General features: G+C 64.0%; 21 protein-coding genes. 15 read left to right on the top strand and 6 right to left on the bottom strand.

What is annotated here, in order from left to right:
• Positions 1–6 precede the first annotated feature (6 nt).
• Positions 7–870, bottom strand: a complete 864-nt coding sequence (gene yghU, locus EU803_RS01350; protein WP_129679058.1) for a glutathione-dependent disulfide-bond oxidoreductase — start codon at positions 868–870, stop codon at positions 7–9.
• Between the two features lie 282 nt (positions 871–1,152).
• Here yghU and EU803_RS01345 point away from each other — a divergent pair, with 282 nt between their 5' ends.
• From EU803_RS01345 to EU803_RS01275, 15 genes are all read left to right on the top strand, one after another.
• Positions 1,153–2,016 carry a branched-chain amino acid aminotransferase gene (locus tag EU803_RS01345; protein ID WP_129679057.1) on the top strand — a complete coding sequence of 288 codons (864 nt, stop codon included), beginning with the start codon at positions 1,153–1,155 and terminating at the stop codon, positions 2,014–2,016.
• A gap of 13 nt (positions 2,017–2,029) precedes the next feature.
• On the top strand, positions 2,030–3,079 hold the full coding sequence (locus EU803_RS01340; RefSeq protein WP_129679056.1) for an AbrB family transcriptional regulator: 1,050 nt from the start codon (positions 2,030–2,032) through the stop codon (positions 3,077–3,079).
• Between the two features lie 88 nt (positions 3,080–3,167).
• The gene (locus EU803_RS01335; RefSeq protein ID WP_129679055.1) at positions 3,168–3,623 is read left to right on the top strand and encodes a universal stress protein; all 456 of its coding nucleotides are present in this window, start codon (positions 3,168–3,170) and stop codon (positions 3,621–3,623) included.
• On the top strand, positions 3,623–4,243 hold the full coding sequence (locus tag EU803_RS01330; RefSeq protein WP_129679054.1) for a CPBP family glutamic-type intramembrane protease: 621 nt from the start codon (positions 3,623–3,625) through the stop codon (positions 4,241–4,243). The genes EU803_RS01335 and EU803_RS01330 overlap by 1 nt, the downstream gene beginning before the upstream one ends.
• Before the next feature lie 96 nt (positions 4,244–4,339).
• Complete coding sequence (locus EU803_RS01325; protein WP_129679053.1) at positions 4,340–4,906, top strand: NifU family protein; 567 nt, start codon at positions 4,340–4,342, stop codon at positions 4,904–4,906.
• A gap of 4 nt (positions 4,907–4,910) precedes the next feature.
• A complete protein-coding gene (locus tag EU803_RS01320) occupies positions 4,911–5,201 on the top strand; it encodes a hypothetical protein (protein WP_129679052.1) in 291 nt (96 codons plus the stop codon).
• Positions 5,198–5,779, top strand: a complete 582-nt coding sequence (tsaB, locus tag EU803_RS01315) for a tRNA (adenosine(37)-N6)-threonylcarbamoyltransferase complex dimerization subunit type 1 TsaB (protein WP_129679051.1) — start codon at positions 5,198–5,200, stop codon at positions 5,777–5,779. Before EU803_RS01320 ends, tsaB begins: the two co-directional genes overlap by 4 nt.
• Positions 5,776–6,189 (top strand): GNAT family N-acetyltransferase, encoded by a 414-nt coding sequence (locus tag EU803_RS01310; protein WP_129679050.1) that lies wholly within the window; start codon positions 5,776–5,778, stop codon positions 6,187–6,189. Before tsaB ends, EU803_RS01310 begins: the two co-directional genes overlap by 4 nt.
• 274 nt (positions 6,190–6,463) lie before the next feature.
• Complete coding sequence (locus tag EU803_RS01305; RefSeq protein ID WP_129679049.1) at positions 6,464–7,459, top strand: BMP family ABC transporter substrate-binding protein; 996 nt, start codon at positions 6,464–6,466, stop codon at positions 7,457–7,459.
• A 101-nt stretch (positions 7,460–7,560) separates the two neighbouring features.
• The gene (locus EU803_RS01300; RefSeq protein WP_129679048.1) at positions 7,561–9,165 is read left to right on the top strand and encodes an ABC transporter ATP-binding protein; all 1,605 of its coding nucleotides are present in this window, start codon (positions 7,561–7,563) and stop codon (positions 9,163–9,165) included.
• Positions 9,166–9,168: 3 nt separating this feature from the next.
• Complete coding sequence (locus tag EU803_RS01295) at positions 9,169–10,263, top strand: ABC transporter permease (protein ID WP_129679047.1); 1,095 nt, start codon at positions 9,169–9,171, stop codon at positions 10,261–10,263.
• An 18-nt stretch (positions 10,264–10,281) separates the two neighbouring features.
• Complete coding sequence (locus tag EU803_RS01290) at positions 10,282–11,268, top strand: ABC transporter permease (protein ID WP_129679046.1); 987 nt, start codon at positions 10,282–10,284, stop codon at positions 11,266–11,268.
• A complete protein-coding gene (locus tag EU803_RS01285) occupies positions 11,252–12,055 on the top strand; it encodes a purine-nucleoside phosphorylase (RefSeq protein ID WP_129679045.1) in 804 nt (267 codons plus the stop codon). The genes EU803_RS01290 and EU803_RS01285 overlap by 17 nt, the downstream gene beginning before the upstream one ends.
• Before the next feature lie 135 nt (positions 12,056–12,190).
• Positions 12,191–13,111 carry a sulfite exporter TauE/SafE family protein gene (locus EU803_RS01280; RefSeq protein ID WP_129679044.1) on the top strand — a complete coding sequence of 307 codons (921 nt, stop codon included), beginning with the start codon at positions 12,191–12,193 and terminating at the stop codon, positions 13,109–13,111.
• Positions 13,111–13,860, top strand: a complete 750-nt coding sequence (locus EU803_RS01275) for a TIGR02186 family protein (protein ID WP_129679043.1) — start codon at positions 13,111–13,113, stop codon at positions 13,858–13,860. The genes EU803_RS01280 and EU803_RS01275 overlap by 1 nt, the downstream gene beginning before the upstream one ends.
• 40 nt (positions 13,861–13,900) lie before the next feature.
• Here EU803_RS01275 and EU803_RS01270 read toward each other — a convergent pair whose 3' ends face one another.
• The 5 genes from EU803_RS01270 to EU803_RS18700 all read right to left on the bottom strand — a co-directional run bounded on the left by EU803_RS01270 (position 13,901) and on the right by EU803_RS18700 (position 17,891).
• On the bottom strand, positions 13,901–14,629 hold the full coding sequence (locus EU803_RS01270) for an SDR family oxidoreductase (RefSeq protein ID WP_129679042.1): 729 nt from the start codon (positions 14,627–14,629) through the stop codon (positions 13,901–13,903).
• On the bottom strand, positions 14,626–16,161 hold the full coding sequence (locus EU803_RS01265) for an AAA family ATPase (protein ID WP_129679041.1): 1,536 nt from the start codon (positions 16,159–16,161) through the stop codon (positions 14,626–14,628). Before EU803_RS01265 ends, EU803_RS01270 begins: the two co-directional genes overlap by 4 nt.
• Positions 16,162–16,202: 41 nt before the next feature.
• Positions 16,203–16,838, bottom strand: coding sequence for an acyl-homoserine-lactone synthase (locus EU803_RS01260; RefSeq protein WP_129679040.1), 636 nt, complete (start codon positions 16,836–16,838; stop codon positions 16,203–16,205).
• A gap of 95 nt (positions 16,839–16,933) precedes the next feature.
• Positions 16,934–17,731, bottom strand: coding sequence for an autoinducer binding domain-containing protein (locus tag EU803_RS01255; RefSeq protein ID WP_129679039.1), 798 nt, complete (start codon positions 17,729–17,731; stop codon positions 16,934–16,936).
• On the bottom strand, positions 17,676–17,891 hold the full coding sequence (locus EU803_RS18700) for a hypothetical protein (RefSeq protein ID WP_129679038.1): 216 nt from the start codon (positions 17,889–17,891) through the stop codon (positions 17,676–17,678). Before EU803_RS18700 ends, EU803_RS01255 begins: the two co-directional genes overlap by 56 nt.
• Positions 17,892–18,004: the final 113 nt, after the last annotated feature.

The raw sequence follows: 18,004 nt of genomic DNA, 5'->3' as shown, positions 1-18,004 counted from the left end.
ATTCGACTAGGGCGCCTTGGCCAGAGCCTCGTCGATATCCGCCGCGCTGTGCCGGTTCGGCACCTGTTCGTGTTCCGCGCCCCAGGCCCGGTTCACGATCCGGCCGCGTTTGACCGCCGGACGGGCATCAATTTCTGTCGCCCAGCGCATGACATGGGCATAGCTGGCCACATCCAGAAACTCGGCCGCGTTATAGAGCCGCCCAAGCGCCAGTTGCCCGAACCACGCCCAATTGGCCATATCCGCAATCGTGTAACGCTCTCCGGCAAGGAAGGGCCGCTCTGCCAGGGCCCGGTCGAGCACATCCAGCTGTCGTTTCGCCTCCATCGCGAAACGGTCGATCGGATACTCCCACTTTTCGGGCGCATAGGCATAGAAATGGCCGAACCCGCCGCCGAGATAGGGCGCGGCACCCATCTGCCAGAACAGCCAGTTCAGGGTTTCGGTCCGCTCCGGCCCTTCCGGTGCCAGAAACGCCCCGAATTTCTCGGCCAGATGCAGCAGGATCGAACCGGACTCGAAAACCCGCACAGGGTCGGGCCCGCTCCGGTCCAGCAGCGCGGGGATCTTCGAATTGGGGTTCACCGCGACAAATCCCGACCCGAACTGCTCGCCCTCGTTGATGTTGACAACCCAGGCGTCATATTCGGCATCACTGTGCCCCGCGGCCAGCAATTCCTCGAACATGACCGTGACCTTCACCCCGTTCGGCGTGGCCAGCGAATAAAGCTGGAACGGATGATCGCCCACCGGCAAGTCCTTGTCATGGGTCGGACCGGCGATGGGACGGTTGATGGAGGCGAACCTGCCCCCGCTGTCCTTGTTCCATGTCCAGACCTTGGGCGGGGTATAGGGGGTAGGGTCACTCATCGTTGGGGCCTGCGTTTACATTTCGGTTGCGACACAACCTAATCGCCCGGACAGCACATTCAATCGGCGATGCCGCAGGTCGGGCTATGCATTTCTGAACCGAACTGGTTCGAAACTCGCGTTTTTGTGCGCGCACCGAGAGCCGCTGTGTTGGGCCCAAGGAACACGAACATAACGGCACGGTCTATCAATACCCCGCTGGCCGCCCCCGCCCGGGCGCTTTTCCGCGTCTGGACCTTCCCGCCACATGGGCCTACCGTCCGCGAAAAAGGAGGACGCGGAATGGCCGTCGGAACCGAGATTCACACCTACTTCAACGGCGCATGGCACAGCGGCGATATCCCGGTGATGCGGGCCGCCGACCACGGCAGCTGGCTGGGAAGCACGGTGTTTGACGGCGCGCGCTGGGTCGATGGGCTGGCGCCTGATCTTGAGGCGCACTGCGCCCGCGTGAACCGCTCGGCCAAGGCCCTGATGCTGACGCCCACCGTGTCGTCCGACGACATGGTCCAGATGGTGATGGAAGGGGTCCGCCGCTTTGCCCCCGGCACCGCCGTCTATATCCGCCCGATGTATTGGGGTATCCACGGCGACCCGACCGCGATCATCCCCGGCCCCGAAGAAACCGGCTTTGCCATCTGCCTCGAGGCGATCCCGATGGCCGGCCCGGACGCCACGACGACCCTGACCACGACCCGGTTCCGCCGCCCGGTTCTGGAAAGCGCGGTGGTCAACGCAAAGGCCGGCTGCCTTTACCCCAACAATGCCCGGATGCTGGCCGAGGCGCGGGCGAAGGGATTTGGCAACGCGCTGGTCGCCGACGCGATGGGCAATGTCGCCGAAACCGCCACAGCCAATGTCTTCATGGTCAAGGACGGCGAGGTCTTTACCCCCATCGCCAATGGCACCTTCCTGTCCGGGATCACCCGCGCCCGCCACATCAGCAACCTTGCCGCTGACGGGGTCCGTGTAAACGAAACCGTCCTGACCTTCGATGATTTCCGCGATGCGGACGAGGTATTCCTGTCCGGGAACATGTCCAAGGTGACCCCGGTCACGGCCTTCGACGACCGGCAGTATCAGGTCGGCCCGGTCACCCGCCGGGTGCGCGAGATGTATTGGGACTGGGCGCGCAGCGCAGGCTAGAAAGGCACGAACCATGCCCTTGGCGCTTGCCCGGCAGCTTGGAACCCTTGGGGCGACCGCCCTTGTCGGGTCGCTTGCGGCGGTCGCGCTCGGCGTGCCGGTGCCGCTTCTGACTGGTCCGGCGCTTCTGGCCACTTTGCTGGCGCTTGCGGGGCTGGGACAACCCTTCCCCGTCTGGCTGCGCAATATCGTCTTTCTGCTGACCGGGATCACCATCGGGGCGGGCGTGTCCCGCGACAGCCTGTCGGCCATCGCCACATGGCCCCTTGCCTTTGCCGTCCTCGGGGTGTCGCTGGTGGTGATGATGCTGGGCGCACAGGCCGTCATCCGGCGTGGGTTGGGAACCGACCGAACGACCGCCCTGCTGGCCGCCACCCCCGGTCACCTGAGTTTTGTCATCGGGCTGGGCGAGGATCTAGGGGCGGACAGCCGGATCATCGTCGTGGTGCAGGCGGTGCGACTGCTGGCACTGACGCTGCTGGTTCCCATTGCGGCAGGCCTTGCCGGGATCGACACGGGGCCGGGATTGTCCCTGCCCGGGCAAGCGTTTCAGGAAATGACACTGGTTCAAACGGCGGCCAGCGTGGGGGCGGCCACGCTTCTTTACCCGCTTGTCCGGCGCACCGGCGTGCCCGCCCCGGTACTGATGGCAGGAATGGTCGTGGGCGCGGCGGCCCGGCTGTCCGTGCTGGCCCCGGGCGGCCTATCCCACTGGATCAGCTTTCCGGCGCTGGCGTTGATCGGCACCCTGATCGGCAGCCGCTTTGCCGGTATCCGGCTGGGCGAACTGCGGCGCTACGGCGTGGTCGGGTTGGTCGCCACGCTTGTCATCGCGGCAACGGGTTTTGTCGCCGCGGCCCTTGCCGCCGGTCTGGTGGACATGCCGCTTCTGCGTGTCCTCGTGGCCTTTGCGCCGGGTGGTCTGGAAACCATGGCCGTGATCGGGGTAGCCATCGGCGCGAACCCCGGATTCGTCGCCGCCGCGCATGTTCTACGGCTTTTGATCCTGTCGGCGCTGGTGCCGGCCCTGCTGGCCCGCGGTGCCCGGCGCGGCACCGGGTGACGCGGATCTTGCCCATCCTGTCGCGGCCACTTGTTGCCAGCCCGCCGCCCATGCGCCAATATCCACCAGAACCGAAACGGAGATACCAATGCGCAAGTTCCTCGTCGTGCTGGATGACAGCCGGGAATGCCTGAACGCCATGCGCTTTGCCGCCATGCGCGCTGCCCGAACCGGCGGCGGTGTGCAAATCCTGTCGGTCATTCCCCCCGATGAATTCAATCACTGGATCGGCGTGGGCGAAATCATGCGCGAAGAGGCCCGCGAACGGATCCATGCCCATTTCGAGGTCTTCGCCAAATGGATGCGGGACAAACAGGGCGTCGACCCTGAACTTGTGATCCGCGAGGGCGAGGCGGTGCCGGAAATCCTGTCGCAGATCCGCGAGGACGATGAGATCGGCGTTCTGGTCCTTGGGGCCGGAACCGACAAGAAGGGGCCCGGCCCGCTGGTGTCCCAACTAAGCCGGGAATCGGGGAGCCTGCCTGTCCCGGTCACCATCGTTCCGGGCGAACTGTCCAAAGAAAAACTCGAAGCGATCACCTGATGGACCGCCGCCTTGCCCGCGAGATCTCGATTCTTGTCGCGATTCTTGCCGGGCTGCTGTGGTGGCTGACGGGGTGGCTGCGCCCGATTGTGGGCTATGGAATTGGGCTGGCGATCTATTGGGTCCTGATCCTGCTGCCGCTGACGCTTTGGAAACTCGGGCCGGCCGGATTTCGGCAGATCCTCGTGCCGGGCCGCCCCGGGCCGGGCCTCTTGCTGGTGGCCGCCCTGCCCGTCATCGCGCTTTGGGCGGCGGCGCTTTTGACGGGGGCCTTCGCGGCCTTGCCTGCGCTTGTTATCGGGGCGGTGGTCATCGGCGGCATCGTGAATGGCACCTTGGAAGAGGCGTTCTGGCGCGGGGCGCTGATTGACCGGACGGACCGGCCCAACCAGATCGGCGCGGCCCTCTTGTTGTTCACCGGCTGGCATGTCGCGCTTCTGGCTGCGCGGGGCATATCGCTGACCGGGGGCGCACTGGGGCTGATCGGCGGGGCCTTCATCCTTGGGCTGATCCTCATGGCGTGTCGGTTGCGCACCGGCACCGCCGGGTTCGGGGCGCTGATCCATGCGGGGTTCAACATCCCGGCCTTCGCCATGCTTGCCGCCGACAATATCGGCTGATCCCGGCCCGCGCCCCCAGTTTAGAACCGTTCCAAACCTTGACTTGCGCCGGGTGCAGGCGCATATCGGATATCTGACAGAAAAGGTTGGCCCGCTATGTTCATCCAGACCGAAAGCACCCCGAACCCCGCCACGCTCAAGTTCCTGCCGGGACAGACCGTGCTGCAGACCGGCACCGCCGATTTCCCCTCGGCCGAGGCCGCGGCGACATCGCCACTGGCCCAGCGGATCTTTGCCGTCTCTGGCGTGACCGGCGTATTCTTCGGGTCGGATTTCGTGACCGTGACCAAGGCCGACGGCACCGAATGGGACCATCTGAAACCGGCGATCCTTGGCGCGATCATGGAACATTTCCAGTCCGGCGCGCCGGTGATCAGCGGCGAGGACGGCACCTCTGCCGGTGGCCACGCGGATCACGACGGCGAAGACGGCGAGATTGTCGCCCAGATCAAGGAATTGCTGGATACCCGCGTCCGCCCTGCCGTCGCGCAGGACGGGGGCGACATCACGTTCCACGGATTTGACCGTGGCATCGTCTACCTGCACATGCAGGGCGCCTGCGCAGGCTGCCCGTCGTCGACACTCACGCTCAAGATGGGCATCGAAAACCTGCTGCGCCACTACATCCCCGAAGTGACCGAGGTCCGGCCCGTCGCGGCCTGATCCCATGTCCGGCGACAAGATCGAGGTTGAGAACGTCAATACCCCGGGTCAGGTGACCCGGGTCGACGCCGCGAAGTATGGCGCGATGAAATCCGCGATGCTGACTGTCATGACCGGGGCGGACCCGATGACCGCATCCGCGATCAAGAAGGCCGCAAAGGCCCATCTTCCCGACGATCTGTTTCCCGGTGGCGCGACATCAGGCTGGTGGCTGAAATGCGTGCAGCTTGATCTTGAAGCGAAAGGCGTGGTGCAACGCCACGCAACCAAACCGCTGACCTTCTCTCTGGCATGAGCGACCCGACGATCCTGGCCTTCGACACCTCGGGGCCCTATTGCGCCGCTGCGCTGCTGCACCGGGGTCAGATGTCCACCCGGATCGACGATATGGCGCGCGGGCAGGCCGAGCACCTGATGCCGATGCTGGAAGAGGTTCTGGCCGCCGCCGGGATCGGCTGGCGCGATCTGGACGCGGTCGGCGTCGGCATCGGGCCGGGCAATTTCACCGGCATCCGTATCTCGGTCAGCGCCGCCCGGGGTCTCGCGCTGGGGCTTGGCATCCCCGCAGTCGGTATTTCGGGCTTCGATGTGCTTGGGCTCGCTGATACCTGCCGGGCGCTCGCCATTCCGGCCCCACGCGGCCAAGCCTATCTGATGCAGGGCGATGGCCCGGCGCTTCTGGTCGCGGAAACGGCCCTTCCTGCGGATGTGTTGACGCCTGACGCGCTGACGTCAGAGGCGCGGATTGAGGCCGTCGCCCAGATCGCCGCAACCCGGCGACACGATCCTGCGCTGCCCCGCCCTGCCCCGCTCTATATCCGGCCCGCCAACGCGGCACCGGCCCGCGATACGGGCCCGATCCTGCTGCCATGAGCCTGGCCGCCGATCTGGCCGCGACCCACGCGCTGGCCTTCGCCCCCGAACGCGGCTGGACCGAGGCCGAGATCGACGCGCTTCTTGCTGACCCCGCCATCATTCTGTCGGGAACGGCACGGTCCTTCGTGCTGGGACGGATCATTCTGGACGAGGCCGAGGTTCTGACCCTGGCAACCCACCCCGATCATCGGCGTGCCGGACTTGCCCGGGAAACGCTGTCCGACTTCGAAACTGCTGCCAAAGACCGGGGCGCCAGATATCTTTTCCTTGAAGTGGCGGAAGACAACGGTCCGGCACGGGCGCTTTATGCGCAGGCCGGTTTCGACGCCGTTGGCAAGCGGGCGGGGTACTACGCCCGCAGCGGCGCCGCGCCGGTGGCCGCGTTGATTCTTCGCAAGACGCTTTAGCGACCCCTCGCCACCCAAACGAATCGATGCGGGCTGTGGTGGTTGCCCGGTTTCCTTCACGGATGTGACCGCCGAGCGGAACGCCAAATCGGGAATTCTTCCTTTTTTCTGACTAAATGGTCAAAATAATGGCTGCCGCAACGGAAATCCTGTTGACCCAACAGAATCTTCCCGCGCTAAATTGACTCTGGCACGCAAGATGTCTGTTACTTGGCGACAGGGCCGGAACGGTTCCGGCTGGCTTTGCCAAGAAAAACAAAACTGGGAGATCCATATGAGCCTCATGCAGAAATTCCTCGGCGCGACCGCTGCCCTTGCCCTGACGACGGGCGCGGCGCTGGCCGACCCGGCGATCATTTTCGACCTTGGTGGCAAGTTCGACAAATCCTTCAACGAAGCTGCCTTCAACGGCGCGCAGCGTTGGGCCGATGAAACCGGCGGCAGCTATGCCGAGTTCGAGATCAGCTCGGACGCGCAGCGCGAACAGGCGATCCGCCGCTTTGCCGAAGCCGGCAACAACCCGATCGTGATGGCCGGTTTCTCCTGGGCGACCCCGCTGGAAGCTGTTGCGCAGGACTACCCGGACACCAAGTTCGCCATCATCGACATGGTCGTCGATCAGCCGAACGTGCGGTCGATCGTGTTCAACGAACATGAAGGGTCCTACCTTGTGGGCATGATGGCCGCGATGGCCTCGGAAACCGGCACCGTCGGCTTTATCGGCGGCATGGATATCCCGTTGATCCGTCGCTTTGGCTGCGGCTATGCGCAGGGTGTTCTGGCCGTGAACCCCGACGCGACCGTGATCGCCAACATGACCGGCACCACCCCCGCCGCATGGAATGACCCGGTGAAAGGGTCCGAACTGACGCTGGCCCAGATCAGCCAGGGCGCCGATGTGGTCTATGCCGCTGCTGGCGGCACCGGCGTGGGCGTTCTGCAAACCGCCGCCGACCAGGACATCCTGTCCATCGGCGTCGACAGCAACCAGAACTACCTGCACCCGGGTCAGGTGCTGACCTCGATGATGAAGCGCGTGGACAACGCCGTTTATGACAGCTTCACCGCGGGTATGGAGCTTGAGGCCGGCTTCAACGTGATGGGCGTCGGAAACGGTGGCGTCGGCTATGCGCTGGACGACAACAACGCCAGCCTGGTTTCCGCCGACATGCTGGCCGCCGTGGATGCCGCTGCCGCCCAGATCACCTCGGGCGAGCTGTCTGTCCACGACTACATGTCGGACGAAACCTGCCCGGCCATCGATTTCTGATCGGCCCATCAGGTTCAGTGAAAAAGGGGCCGCGCTGAGAGATCGGCGCGGCCCTTATGCACCAAGGCCCCGGCAGAGGGCCGTCAGGGGAGATACCAGTGATGAGCGAGACCGCACCCGCCATCGAACTGAAAGGCATATCCAAAGCCTTCGGTCCGGTGCAGGCGAACAAGGATATCTCGATCCGGGTCATGCCCGGCACGATCCACGGGATCATCGGTGAAAACGGGGCCGGGAAATCGACACTGATGTCGATCCTCTACGGCTTCTACAAGGCCGACTCGGGCGAGATTTTCATCAACGGAAAGAAGACGGTCATCCCAGACAGCCAGGCCGCGATTTCCGCCGGCATCGGCATGGTGTTCCAGCATTTCAAACTGGTCGAGAATTTCAGCGTCCTTGAAAACGTGGTCCTCGGGGCCGAAGACGGCGCGCTTCTCCGCCCGTCGCTGGCCAAGGCCCGGACCGAACTGAAGGCGCTGGCCGCAGAATACGGTCTGAACGTGGACCCGGACGCCAAGATCGAGGAAATCGGCGTCGGCATGCAACAGCGGGTCGAGATCCTCAAGGCGCTTTACCGGCAGGCCGAGATCCTGATCCTTGACGAACCGACCGGCGTTCTGACCCCGGCCGAGGCGGACCAGCTGTTCCGCATCCTTGGCCGCCTGCGGGAAGAGGGCAAGACGATCATCCTGATCACCCACAAGCTGCGCGAGATCATGGATATCACCGACACCGTGTCGGTCATGCGGCGGGGCGAGATGACAGCCACCGTCAAGACATCCGAGACCAGCCCGCCGGAACTGGCCGAGCTGATGGTCGGGCGGAAGGTTCTGTTGCAGGTGGATAAGACCCCTGCGCAACCGGGCGCGCCGATCCTTGAGGTTCAGAACCTCAACGTCACCGACAGCGCCGGGGTGCACCGGTTGAAAGATGTGTCGCTGACCATCCGGGCGGGGGAAATCCTCGGCATCGCGGGGGTGGCCGGGAACGGCCAGTCCGAGCTGCTGGAAGTGCTGGGTGGCTACGAAATCGCTACGGGTGATATCCGGGTAAACGGACAACCGATCGACCTGACCGGGCGCTATGCCGATGGGCAGACCCGACGCGCGCGCGGCATCGCCCACGTCCCCGAAGACCGGCAACGCGAAGGTCTGATCATGGATTTCGCGGCATGGGAAAACGTGGCCTTCGGCTATCACAACGACCCGAAGTACCAGAAGAACGCCCTGTTCATGGACAACACGGCGATCAAGGCGGACACGGAAAAGAAGATGGAAACCTTCGACGTGCGCCCGCCCAACGCGATGCTGGCGGCCAAGTCGTTTTCTGGCGGCAACCAGCAAAAGATCGTCGTCGCGCGTGAAATCGAACGCAATCCCGACCTGCTCTTGGTCGGCCAGCCCACCCGCGGCGTGGACATTGGCGCAATCGAATTCATTCACAAGCAGATCGTCGCCCTGCGCGATCAGGGCAAGGCGATCCTGCTAGTCAGCGTCGAACTGGACGAAATCATGTCCCTGTCCGACCGGATCGCCGTGATGTTCGACGGCAAGATCATGGGCGAACGGTTGCCGGACCAGACCGACGAAAAGGAACTGGGGCTGCTGATGGCCGGGATCACCGATACCGGTTCCGAACACTCGGTCCACGAGATCCAACAACAGCTTGCCTATGCAGGCGGCGACGCGGGCAAGGAGGTCTGACCGATGGAAAGAATGCCGAAATGGGCCGATATCGTTCTGGTGCCCCTCGTCTCGCTGATCCTTGCCGCCATCCTGTCGGCATTGGTGATCCTTGCCATCGGTGAAAACCCGTGGACCGCGCTCAAGCTCATGGTCAACGGCGCGCTCGGGTCGACTTATGCCTGGGGCTATACGCTGTATTACGCCACCAATTTCATCTTCACCGGGCTGGCCGTATCGGTCGCCTTTCACGCGCGGATGTTCAACATCGGCGGGGAAGGGCAAGCGATGCTCGGAGGTCTGGGCGTGGCGCTTGTCTGCCTTTATATCCCCTGGCCACATTGGACATTGGCGCTGATCGGGTCGGCCGTCGGCGCGGCCCTTTTCGGGGCGGCCTGGGCACTGATCCCCGCCTATCTTCAGGCCAAACGGGGCAGCCATATCGTGATCACCACGATCATGTTCAACTTCATCGCCGCGGCGCTTTTGAACTTTCTCTTGATCGGCCCGATCAAGGCCGAAGGGATGATGGAACCGGCGACCGCGAAATTCCCCGAAGCCACCTATCTTCCGAACCTGTCCGAGGTTCTGGGTGCGGTCGGTATCCCCTTCTCGCATACCTCGCCCGCCAATGTGGCCTTCCTCGTTGCGGTCGCGGCCTGTTTCGCGGTCTGGGCGCTGATCTGGAAAACCCGGCTTGGCTATGCCATCCGGGCCTTCGGGAAATCGGAACCGGCGGCGAAATACGCGGGCATCAACCCCACCAAGATCATCGTCGTTTCCATGCTCATCTCGGGTGGATTGGCCGGGATGATGGCGGTCAACAACGTGCTGGGAGAGGCCGAACGGCTGGTCCTGAATGCGGTCGAGGGCGCGGGCTTTATCGGGATCGCCGTGGCGCTGATGGGGCGCAACCACCCCTTCGGCGTCTTCCTTGCCGCGATCCTCTTCGGGTTTCTCTATCAGGGTGGCGCGGAGTTGTCGCTCTGGACCTCGATCCCCCGGGAAATGGTCATCGTCATTCAGGCGTTGGTGATCCTGTTCACCGGGGCGCTGGATGACATGGTGCGCGCGCCGATCGAACGGGCCTTCATGGCCTTTCGACGCGGTCAGGCATAAGCGAAGGGAAACACAGACATGAACATTCTTTCGCTCTTTGACATCGCGGTCCTCGACGGAACCATCCGCCTTGCCGTGCCGCTGCTTCTGGCCTGCCTTGCCGGCCTGTTTTCAGAACGGGCCGGGATCTTCGACATCGGGCTGGAGGGCAAGATGTTGGCCGCGGCCTTCCTTGCCGGGGCATTTGCTGCCGTCTCCGGGTCGGTCTGGGTCGGGCTTCTGGCCGCCATCGCCGGATCGCTTGTGCTGTCGGTCGTGCACGGGCTGGCCTCGATCACCTTTCGGGGCAACCAACTGATTTCGGGGGTGGCGATCAACTTCTTCGCGGCCGGGATCACCGTCGTGATTGCGCAAAGCTGGTTCGCGCAGGGTGGGCGGACGCCGCAATTGTCCGGTGGGGCCCGGTTTGAACCCTGGGTGTTCCCCGGTGCGCTGACCAAGATCCGGGAAATCGCGCAAGCGAACTTTCCGATGCGGGTTTATTCCGAACTTCTGTCGGGGCACACGACGATCACCTATATCGCCTTCCTTGCGGTGCCGCTGACCTGGTGGATCCTGTTCCGCACCAGGTTCGGGTTGCGGCTGCGGGCCGTGGGCGAAAACCCTGCTGCCGTCGATACCGCCGGCATCTCCGTGGTGCGGCTGCGCTACTCCGCCGTGCTGATCTGCGGGATCTTGTGCGGCATCGCCGGGGCGTATCTGTCCACCTCGCTTCAGGCCGGGTTTACCAAGGATATGACGGCAGGCCGGGGCTATATCGCGCTTGCCGCGCTGATCTTCGCCAAGTGGCGGCCATGGTATGCACTGGGGGCGACCCTGTTGTTCGGCTATCTTCAGGCGCTGGCGCTGCGGCCCGACATCCTTGAAAAGGCCTTTGGTGTGCGGGTGCAGGTGCAGTTGCTGGACGCTCTGCCCTACATCCTGACTGTCGTCATCCTTGCCGGGTTTGTCGGTAAGGCGATCCCGCCGCGCGCGGGCGGAGAACCCTATGTCAAAGAGCGCTGATATCGCCGACCTGATCCGGGAACGGGTCGGGTCGGAACCTGTTCGCCTCGGTCTGGTCCTCGGGTCCGGCCTTGGCCACCTTGCAGGCGCGGTCGAGGGGATTGCCATCCCCTATTCCGAACTGCCGGGGTTCCCGCACGCAGGCGTCAGCGGCCACAACCCCAACCTTGTGATCGGCACGCTGGAAGGGGTGCGGGTCGCCGTGTTCGGCGGGCGGGCGCATTACTACGAAAAGGGCGACCCATCGGCCATGCGCACCCCGCTTGAGGTGCTGCGCGAATTGGGCGCGGAAATGATGATCGCCACCAATGCCGCCGGATCGCTGCGGCCCGACATGGCGACCGGGTCCATCATGTGCCTGTCCGACCACATCAACTTTTCCGGGCTGAACCCGTTGATTGGCGAGGCGACAGACAGCCGCTTTGTCCCGATGACCGAGGCCTACGACGCAGAGATGCGCACAGGCTTGGTCGCGGCCGCGGCCGAAGACAAGGTGCCGATGGCACAGGGCATCTACGCCTGGTATTCCGGCCCGTCCTTCGAAACCCCGGCGGAAATCCGGGCGATCAAGATGTTGGGCGCGGATGCAGTGGGCATGTCCACCGTGCCAGAGGTGATCCTTGGCCGGTTCCTCGGGCTGCGCTGCGCGGCGATCTCGACCATCACCAACATGGCGGCGGGAATGAGCAGCGAAAAGATCAGCCACGAACACACCAAGGCGATGGCGCCCTTGGGCGCGGCCAAGCTGGAAAAGGTGCTGCGGCGCTACCTGCGGGGCCTGTCATAAGTCCAGATTCGCGCGACGGCGCGGTCCAGCGCAGAGAATCACAGAGTTTTCCCCGCCCGGTGACCGCCGGGCATTTGACACTGGCGGCGGAAAGGCGTTGTTTGGGACAAACCCCGCGTAGACAATTGACCTGACATGCAAATCTACCTCCCCATCGCCGAGGTTTCGGTCGATTTCTTCCTGATCCTTGGATTGGGGGGCTTGGTCGGCGTGCTGTCGGGGATGTTCGGCGTGGGCGGGGGGTTCCTGATTACGCCCTTGCTGTTTTTCGTTGGCATCCCACCGTCGGTTGCCGTTGCAACCTCGGCCAACCAGATCGTTGCGTCCTCCGTCTCCGGGCTGATGGCCCATGTCAAACGGCGCGGCGTGGATTTCTGGATGGGAACGGTTCTGCTGGTGGGCGGCCTGATCGGGTCCGGGCTGGGCGTCTGGCTGTTCAACATGCTCAAGGCGCTGGGGCAGGTCGATCTGCTGGTCAACCTTTGCTACGTCGTCTTCCTCGGGATCGTCGGCGCCCTGATGCTTGCCGAAAGCATCCGGGCGATGATCCGCGCATCGCGCTCCGGCGGCGTGCGGGCAAAGCGGCACAAACATAACTGGGTGCATAACCTGCCGCTCAAGGTGAAATTCCGGGTGTCGGGCCTCTATATCTCGGTCATTCCGCCGCTCCTTGTCGGGATGCTCGTCGGGGTTCTGGCCGCCGTCATGGGGGTTGGCGGCGGGTTCATCATGGTCCCCGCGATGATCTACCTGCTTGGGATGCCAACCAAGGTCGTGGTCGGCACCTCGCTGTTCCAGATCATCTTTGTCGCGGCCTTCACCACCTTCCTGCATGCGGTCACGAACCACACCGTGGATATCGTCCTTGCGGTCATCCTGCTGATCGGGGGCGTGGTCGGGGCGCAGATCGGGACCCGGATCGGTGTCAAGATGAAGGCCGAACAACTTCGGGTTCTGCTCGCCGCGCTCGTCCTTCTGGTCTGCCTAAAGCTGGCCTTCGATCTTCTGATCACCCCGTCCGAGCTTTACTCTCTTGCCGACGCGGGAGAGCACTGATGGCCCGGCTTCTTGTCTTCCTTCTGCTCTTCGCCCTGCCCGCGCAGGCCGAGCGCGTTGTGCTGGGCCTCAGCCAGGACGAGGTGGCAATCACCGCGAATTTCACCGGATCCGAAATCCTGATCTTTGGCGCGGTTCGGCGCGAAACCCCGATGCCCTCAGACAGCACGCTTGGGGTGATCGTCACCGTCTCCGGCCCCTCCCTGCCGGTCACGGTCCGGCGCAAGGACCGGCGGTTGGGGATCTGGGTCAATACCGATGTGGTCGAGGTTGACGCCGCCCCGTCCTTCTATGCCGTCGCGACCTCGGGCCCGCTGGAAGAAGTGCTGACCCACGTCGAAGACCTGCGCCGTTCTGTGTCGATCCCCCGCGCGATCCGGTCCGTCGGGGCAGACATCAGCGGCACGGAAAACTTTACCGAGGCGCTGATCCGGATCAGAAGCGCGTCGGACAACTATCAGCTTTTGGAAGGGGCGGTTGACGTCGAGGAACAGACCTTGTTCCGGACCGAGGTCGTTCTGCCTGCGAACTTGACCGAAGGCGACTATTCCACCCGGATCTTCCTGACCCGCAACGGGAAGGTCATCGACGAATACCAGACCGTGATACCGGTCAATAAGGTGGGGCTGGAACGCTGGCTATATGAACTGTCGCGCGACAATGCCCCGGTCTACGGGATCCTCGCCCTGATCATCGCCATTGCGTCGGGCTGGGCCGCCTCTGCCGCCTTCGCGCTTCTGCGGCGATAGTGTCGGTGGGTCTTGACCCACCATCCGCTAGTCTTGGAAATCAGCCCCGCCCGACATAGGGCATTTTCGTCGCCATGATCGTTTGAAACAGGGTGTTCGCCTCGGGTGGCAGGGCGGCCATTTGCCAGACCGCTTCGGACACATGGGCCACGTCAAAGCTGGGGGGTTCCGGCTGCCCCTCGGCCCGGGCGCGTTCGGCGATCCCGGCCAGCAGATCGGTCATGGCATTGCCGATGTCGATCTGGCCGCAGGCGATCCCAAAGGCCCGCCCGTCCAGCGCCAACTGCCGGGTCAGCCCGGTGATCCCGTGTTTGGTCACCGTATAGGTCACCGCCCCTTCGCGCGGCACATGGGCCGAGATTGACCCGTTGTTGATGATCCGCCCGCCCTGCGGCTTCTGCCGCCGCATCTGGCCAAAGGCAGCGCGGGCGCAATAGACCATGCCGCTCAGGTTCACGCGCACGGCCTTTTCCCAGTCCGACAGGGGCACCTCATCAATCGGCGCGGCGGGGGTGAAGATACCGGCGTTGTTGAACAAGACGTCAATCCGACCGGCCTGCGCGGCAAAGCTGTCAAAGGCCGCCTGCACCGCCGCCGGGTCGCCCACGTCGGCGGGCAGCACCACCGCTCCCTCATGCCCCGCGGCCATCTCCTCCAGCACCCCGGCGCGGCGGGCCAGAAGCCCCACCCGCCAACCGCCGGACAGGAACCGGTCCGCCACGGCCCGCCCGATCCCGGCGCTGGCCCCGGTGACGATGATGGATTTCATGCCTCAAGCTCCTCTGCCGTCAATTCCAATGCGGTCGCGGGCACGCGCAGATCATCCACCCGCAGCGCATCGGTCGGGCGGGCCAGACGGTTGCGGACGACCCAGCGCAATTGAGTCTCGGCCCGTGTGATCGCCACATAGGCCAGCCGTTTCCACAGCGGCTGACCGGCTTCGACCCGGCCCATGCGGCTTGCGGCATAGATGTCGGGGGCAAAGACCTGCACCGTATCCCATTGCGACCCTTGGGCCTTGTGAATGGTCACCGCCGCGCCATGCAGGAACACCGCGCCCATGCGGGCCGCAAAGGGAATGAAGGGTTCCTCATCCTCTTCCTGGCTTTCGATTTTCACGATCGAGGCGGCCGAGACCTGAGGGTCTTCCGCGCCCATGACATGCAGCCGCGAAAAGCCCGGCTTGCGGCCCGGCCCGAGATAGACCACCTGCGCGCCCTTGATCAGGCCGCGCGCCTCAAGATCCAGCCGTTTCTTGCGGTGTTTCAGGGGCAGTTCGATCCCGTCGCAGATCAATGGTTCACCGGGCAGCAATTCATCCACCGGCGCGCCATAGGCCGCGCGGAACGCATGGATCAGGCGGATGCGCGTGGCATTGCGCCAGACCAGCACCGGCGACCGGGCCATCAGATCGCTTTCCACCCGTTCGGCCCAGACCACGCGGTCGTCCGTCCGGGCAGCCTCTTGCACCATCTGTTCAAAGCCGTGGAAATCCAGCTGCGGATCGGCCAACGCATGGGCAAGGTCCAGGATCGGGCTGTCCGCCTCTTGCCGGTGGACCCGATGCAATTCCAGCCGCCGGTTCTCGGGCAATTGGTCGAACACCATCCCGCCCTCGGATTGAACCGGGGGCAACTGTGCCGGATCGCCGAACAACAGAAGCGTCGGAAAGATTTCCTGAAGGTCTTCGAACTGGCGCTTGTCCAGCATCGAACTTTCATCGACAAGCCCGATGTCGAGAGGGTCCTCCCGGCGCTTCCAGCCGGTGATGAAGTCCGACCCGCGCAGCCCCGCCGCGGCAAGCGCCGCCGGGATCGACGTATGGGTCTGATAGCTTTCCCAGGCGCGGTCCAGCGCCACCTCGGTCAGCCCTTCGATGCTGGGCTTCTCACCCTGCCCGGCCAGCCATTCCGCGACCTTCTCGTATTCGGGGTCATAGACTGGGGTATAAAGAATGCGGTGGATGGTCGTTGCCGGAACGCCCCGGTTGCGCAACACGCTTGCCGCCTTGTTGGTCGGGGCAAGAATGGCCAGCGTGCGGCGGTCCTTGCGGCGCTTGCCTTCCCAATCGCCCGACACGATGTCGACACCTGCCTCTTTCAGCGCCTTCGTCAACTCGGCCAGCAGCAGGGTCTTTCCCGACCCGGCCTTGCCGATCACCGCCATTACGGCCATCTGATCCGATCGCGGCGGGGTCAGCAGACTGTCGTCTAGGTCCACGCCACTGCCCCGCAATAGCTCGGCAATCGTGTCCCAGGCCTGCGCCTGATCGTCGGAGAATGTAAGTGCGGTCGCGGTCATGGCGCGACCCTACAGGGGCGCGCCAGACAGGACCAGATGCGTCAGGCGGTTCTTGCCAGTTCCGGGCGAACCGAATGCCCGAACGACCGCGCGAACCAGGTCTCGGACAGGGCCGAGGACAGACCCGCCCGGCGGATGACCCGCGCCCGCGCCTCGGGCGAATAGGACCACAGGCCAATGCTGATCCGGCCCATGCCCGTCCCCTCGCTGCCCAGCACCTCGGGCGAGGCGCCGATCATCCGGTAGATCCGAACCATCCTTGCGTCGAAAATGCCCAGGAAATGATCCACGGCGAAGGCTCGCATCAACTCGCCCCCGCCCAGCATCAGCGCGGCTGCCACCTTGCCATCCGCCTCGGGGGACAGGCAGAACCGAGTGCATTCCCAGACATGCGGAGAGGCGATTTCCGCGCCGCCCAGATGCCCGAAATGATCACGCGCCATAGTCCGCCCGGTGGTCGGCAGAAACCGCATGGACCCGCCGTGGGTGCCATCGGCCTTTTCCCAGATCGCGTAAAGCGGGTTGAGCGCGTCGTATTCATCCCGTTCGAACCCCTGATCGTCGACACTGACATCCCAGCCCAGCCGATCCTGAAACTGCGTGGCCCGATCCCTGAACATGGTCGCGGCCAGCCGCGGATAGTTCCCCAGATCCGTTCCATAGATATACCGAAGCATCATCCGTTCCTTTCGCCAGCGATCCCGGTCAAAAGGGTAGGACGGAAATGGTTAACATCCGCCGACGGCGGCGTGACGGACAGGTTAACGAAAGGCTACTCCGCCGCGTTTGCGGCCGGTCGCGCCGAAGGAACGCTGCCCCGCCCCGGCCAGTCGCCCGAGGCCGCCCGGGCGCTGCCACCCACGACAATCAGTCCCTCGGTCAGGGCACGGGCAACGGCATGGGTGGTGTTCAGCGCGTTCAGCTTGAACCGCGCGCTTTCGATATAGGCCCGCAGGGTGTGTTCCGAGATGTCCAGCATCTCGGCCACCTGCCCCCGGGCATAGCCCATCGCCAGAAAGGTCAGCGCATCGGTTTCCCGCGGCGACAGCAGCTTGACAGGCGGCGGGGTGCGGTTCTTTTCAAACTCCAGCGCCTTTTGATTGAAGAAATGCGCCACCAATATGAGGGTCCGCTGATTGTCCCGCGCGAATTCGGCCCAGGTTTCGTCGTCGCAATTGTGGGACACGGTGAACAGCGCGAATTGCCCGTTCGGGCCCCGGATCGGAATGGAATAGCCCTGATTTCCGACCCCGTGGTCGATGGCGTCACGGCGAAAGGCGCGCGCGGCCTTCCCGCTCCAGTCCAGCCGCTTCCAGTCGACGGGGTGGAACCGGCTGAAACAGCCCAGAACCACCGGGTCGATGCGCAGGTAGTCCAGATCGACGTAACGCTGTACCCACTCCGGGCTGTAGGTGCCGCAGCCATATTGCTCGCCGTCGGCACTAACCCAGTGATAGACGATGTGATCTACGGAAAACCTGTCGCGCAGCGCGACGATCAGGTCTTGTAGCTGGTCAAGCCCGGTGGCCTGTTCCAGTCTGTGCAGGAAGTCGTCCAAATTTGGTCCCATCACCCACCACCGATAGCGGCGCCCCCGTCATGGTGGACTCAATCTCGATCCGGGCGACTTCTGCGGTGTCGTCCAGCTGACTGGCCAGGGTGTCCAGGCCATTCATCCGGGCGAAGGTCTTCAGGTCTTCCAGAACGTCGATGATCCACTCATTTCCCATGGGATAGCCTCGTGAGTAAGGGTTAACGTTTCCTTAACAACCAATGGTAGCACGGCGAAGGTAAAAGAAATATTCGCCAATCTTATCCCCCCAGAAATGGGGGGAGGGCGATT

This window comes from Loktanella sp. IMCC34160, from assembly GCF_004145845.1.
GTDB lineage: Bacteria > Pseudomonadota > Alphaproteobacteria > Rhodobacterales > Rhodobacteraceae > SELP01.
Note: the sequence above shows the minus strand (reverse complement) of the source record. Positions and strands in the feature narration are given on the sequence as shown.

What these genes read in the sequence shown, in the direction of transcription:
- yghU (WP_129679058.1), bottom strand. Translation starts at nt 870, where the DNA reads ATGAGTGACCCTACCCCCTATACCCCGCCCAAGGTCTGGACATGGAAC.
- EU803_RS01345 (WP_129679057.1), top strand. Translation starts at nt 1,153, where the DNA reads ATGGCCGTCGGAACCGAGATTCACACCTACTTCAACGGCGCATGGCAC.
- EU803_RS01340 (WP_129679056.1), top strand. Translation starts at nt 2,030, where the DNA reads ATGCCCTTGGCGCTTGCCCGGCAGCTTGGAACCCTTGGGGCGACCGCC.
- EU803_RS01335 (WP_129679055.1), top strand. Translation starts at nt 3,168, where the DNA reads ATGCGCAAGTTCCTCGTCGTGCTGGATGACAGCCGGGAATGCCTGAAC.
- EU803_RS01330 (WP_129679054.1), top strand. Translation starts at nt 3,623, where the DNA reads ATGGACCGCCGCCTTGCCCGCGAGATCTCGATTCTTGTCGCGATTCTT.
- EU803_RS01325 (WP_129679053.1), top strand. Translation starts at nt 4,340, where the DNA reads ATGTTCATCCAGACCGAAAGCACCCCGAACCCCGCCACGCTCAAGTTC.
- EU803_RS01320 (WP_129679052.1), top strand. Translation starts at nt 4,911, where the DNA reads ATGTCCGGCGACAAGATCGAGGTTGAGAACGTCAATACCCCGGGTCAG.
- tsaB (WP_129679051.1), top strand. Translation starts at nt 5,198, where the DNA reads ATGAGCGACCCGACGATCCTGGCCTTCGACACCTCGGGGCCCTATTGC.
- EU803_RS01310 (WP_129679050.1), top strand. Translation starts at nt 5,776, where the DNA reads ATGAGCCTGGCCGCCGATCTGGCCGCGACCCACGCGCTGGCCTTCGCC.
- EU803_RS01305 (WP_129679049.1), top strand. Translation starts at nt 6,464, where the DNA reads ATGAGCCTCATGCAGAAATTCCTCGGCGCGACCGCTGCCCTTGCCCTG.
- EU803_RS01300 (WP_129679048.1), top strand. Translation starts at nt 7,561, where the DNA reads ATGAGCGAGACCGCACCCGCCATCGAACTGAAAGGCATATCCAAAGCC.
- EU803_RS01295 (WP_129679047.1), top strand. Translation starts at nt 9,169, where the DNA reads ATGGAAAGAATGCCGAAATGGGCCGATATCGTTCTGGTGCCCCTCGTC.
- EU803_RS01290 (WP_129679046.1), top strand. Translation starts at nt 10,282, where the DNA reads ATGAACATTCTTTCGCTCTTTGACATCGCGGTCCTCGACGGAACCATC.
- EU803_RS01285 (WP_129679045.1), top strand. Translation starts at nt 11,252, where the DNA reads ATGTCAAAGAGCGCTGATATCGCCGACCTGATCCGGGAACGGGTCGGG.
- EU803_RS01280 (WP_129679044.1), top strand. Translation starts at nt 12,191, where the DNA reads ATGCAAATCTACCTCCCCATCGCCGAGGTTTCGGTCGATTTCTTCCTG.
- EU803_RS01275 (WP_129679043.1), top strand. Translation starts at nt 13,111, where the DNA reads ATGGCCCGGCTTCTTGTCTTCCTTCTGCTCTTCGCCCTGCCCGCGCAG.
- EU803_RS01270 (WP_129679042.1), bottom strand. Translation starts at nt 14,629, where the DNA reads ATGAAATCCATCATCGTCACCGGGGCCAGCGCCGGGATCGGGCGGGCC.
- EU803_RS01265 (WP_129679041.1), bottom strand. Translation starts at nt 16,161, where the DNA reads ATGACCGCGACCGCACTTACATTCTCCGACGATCAGGCGCAGGCCTGG.
- EU803_RS01260 (WP_129679040.1), bottom strand. Translation starts at nt 16,838, where the DNA reads ATGCTTCGGTATATCTATGGAACGGATCTGGGGAACTATCCGCGGCTG.
- EU803_RS01255 (WP_129679039.1), bottom strand. Translation starts at nt 17,731, where the DNA reads ATGGGACCAAATTTGGACGACTTCCTGCACAGACTGGAACAGGCCACC.
- EU803_RS18700 (WP_129679038.1), bottom strand. Translation starts at nt 17,891, where the DNA reads ATGGGAAATGAGTGGATCATCGACGTTCTGGAAGACCTGAAGACCTTC.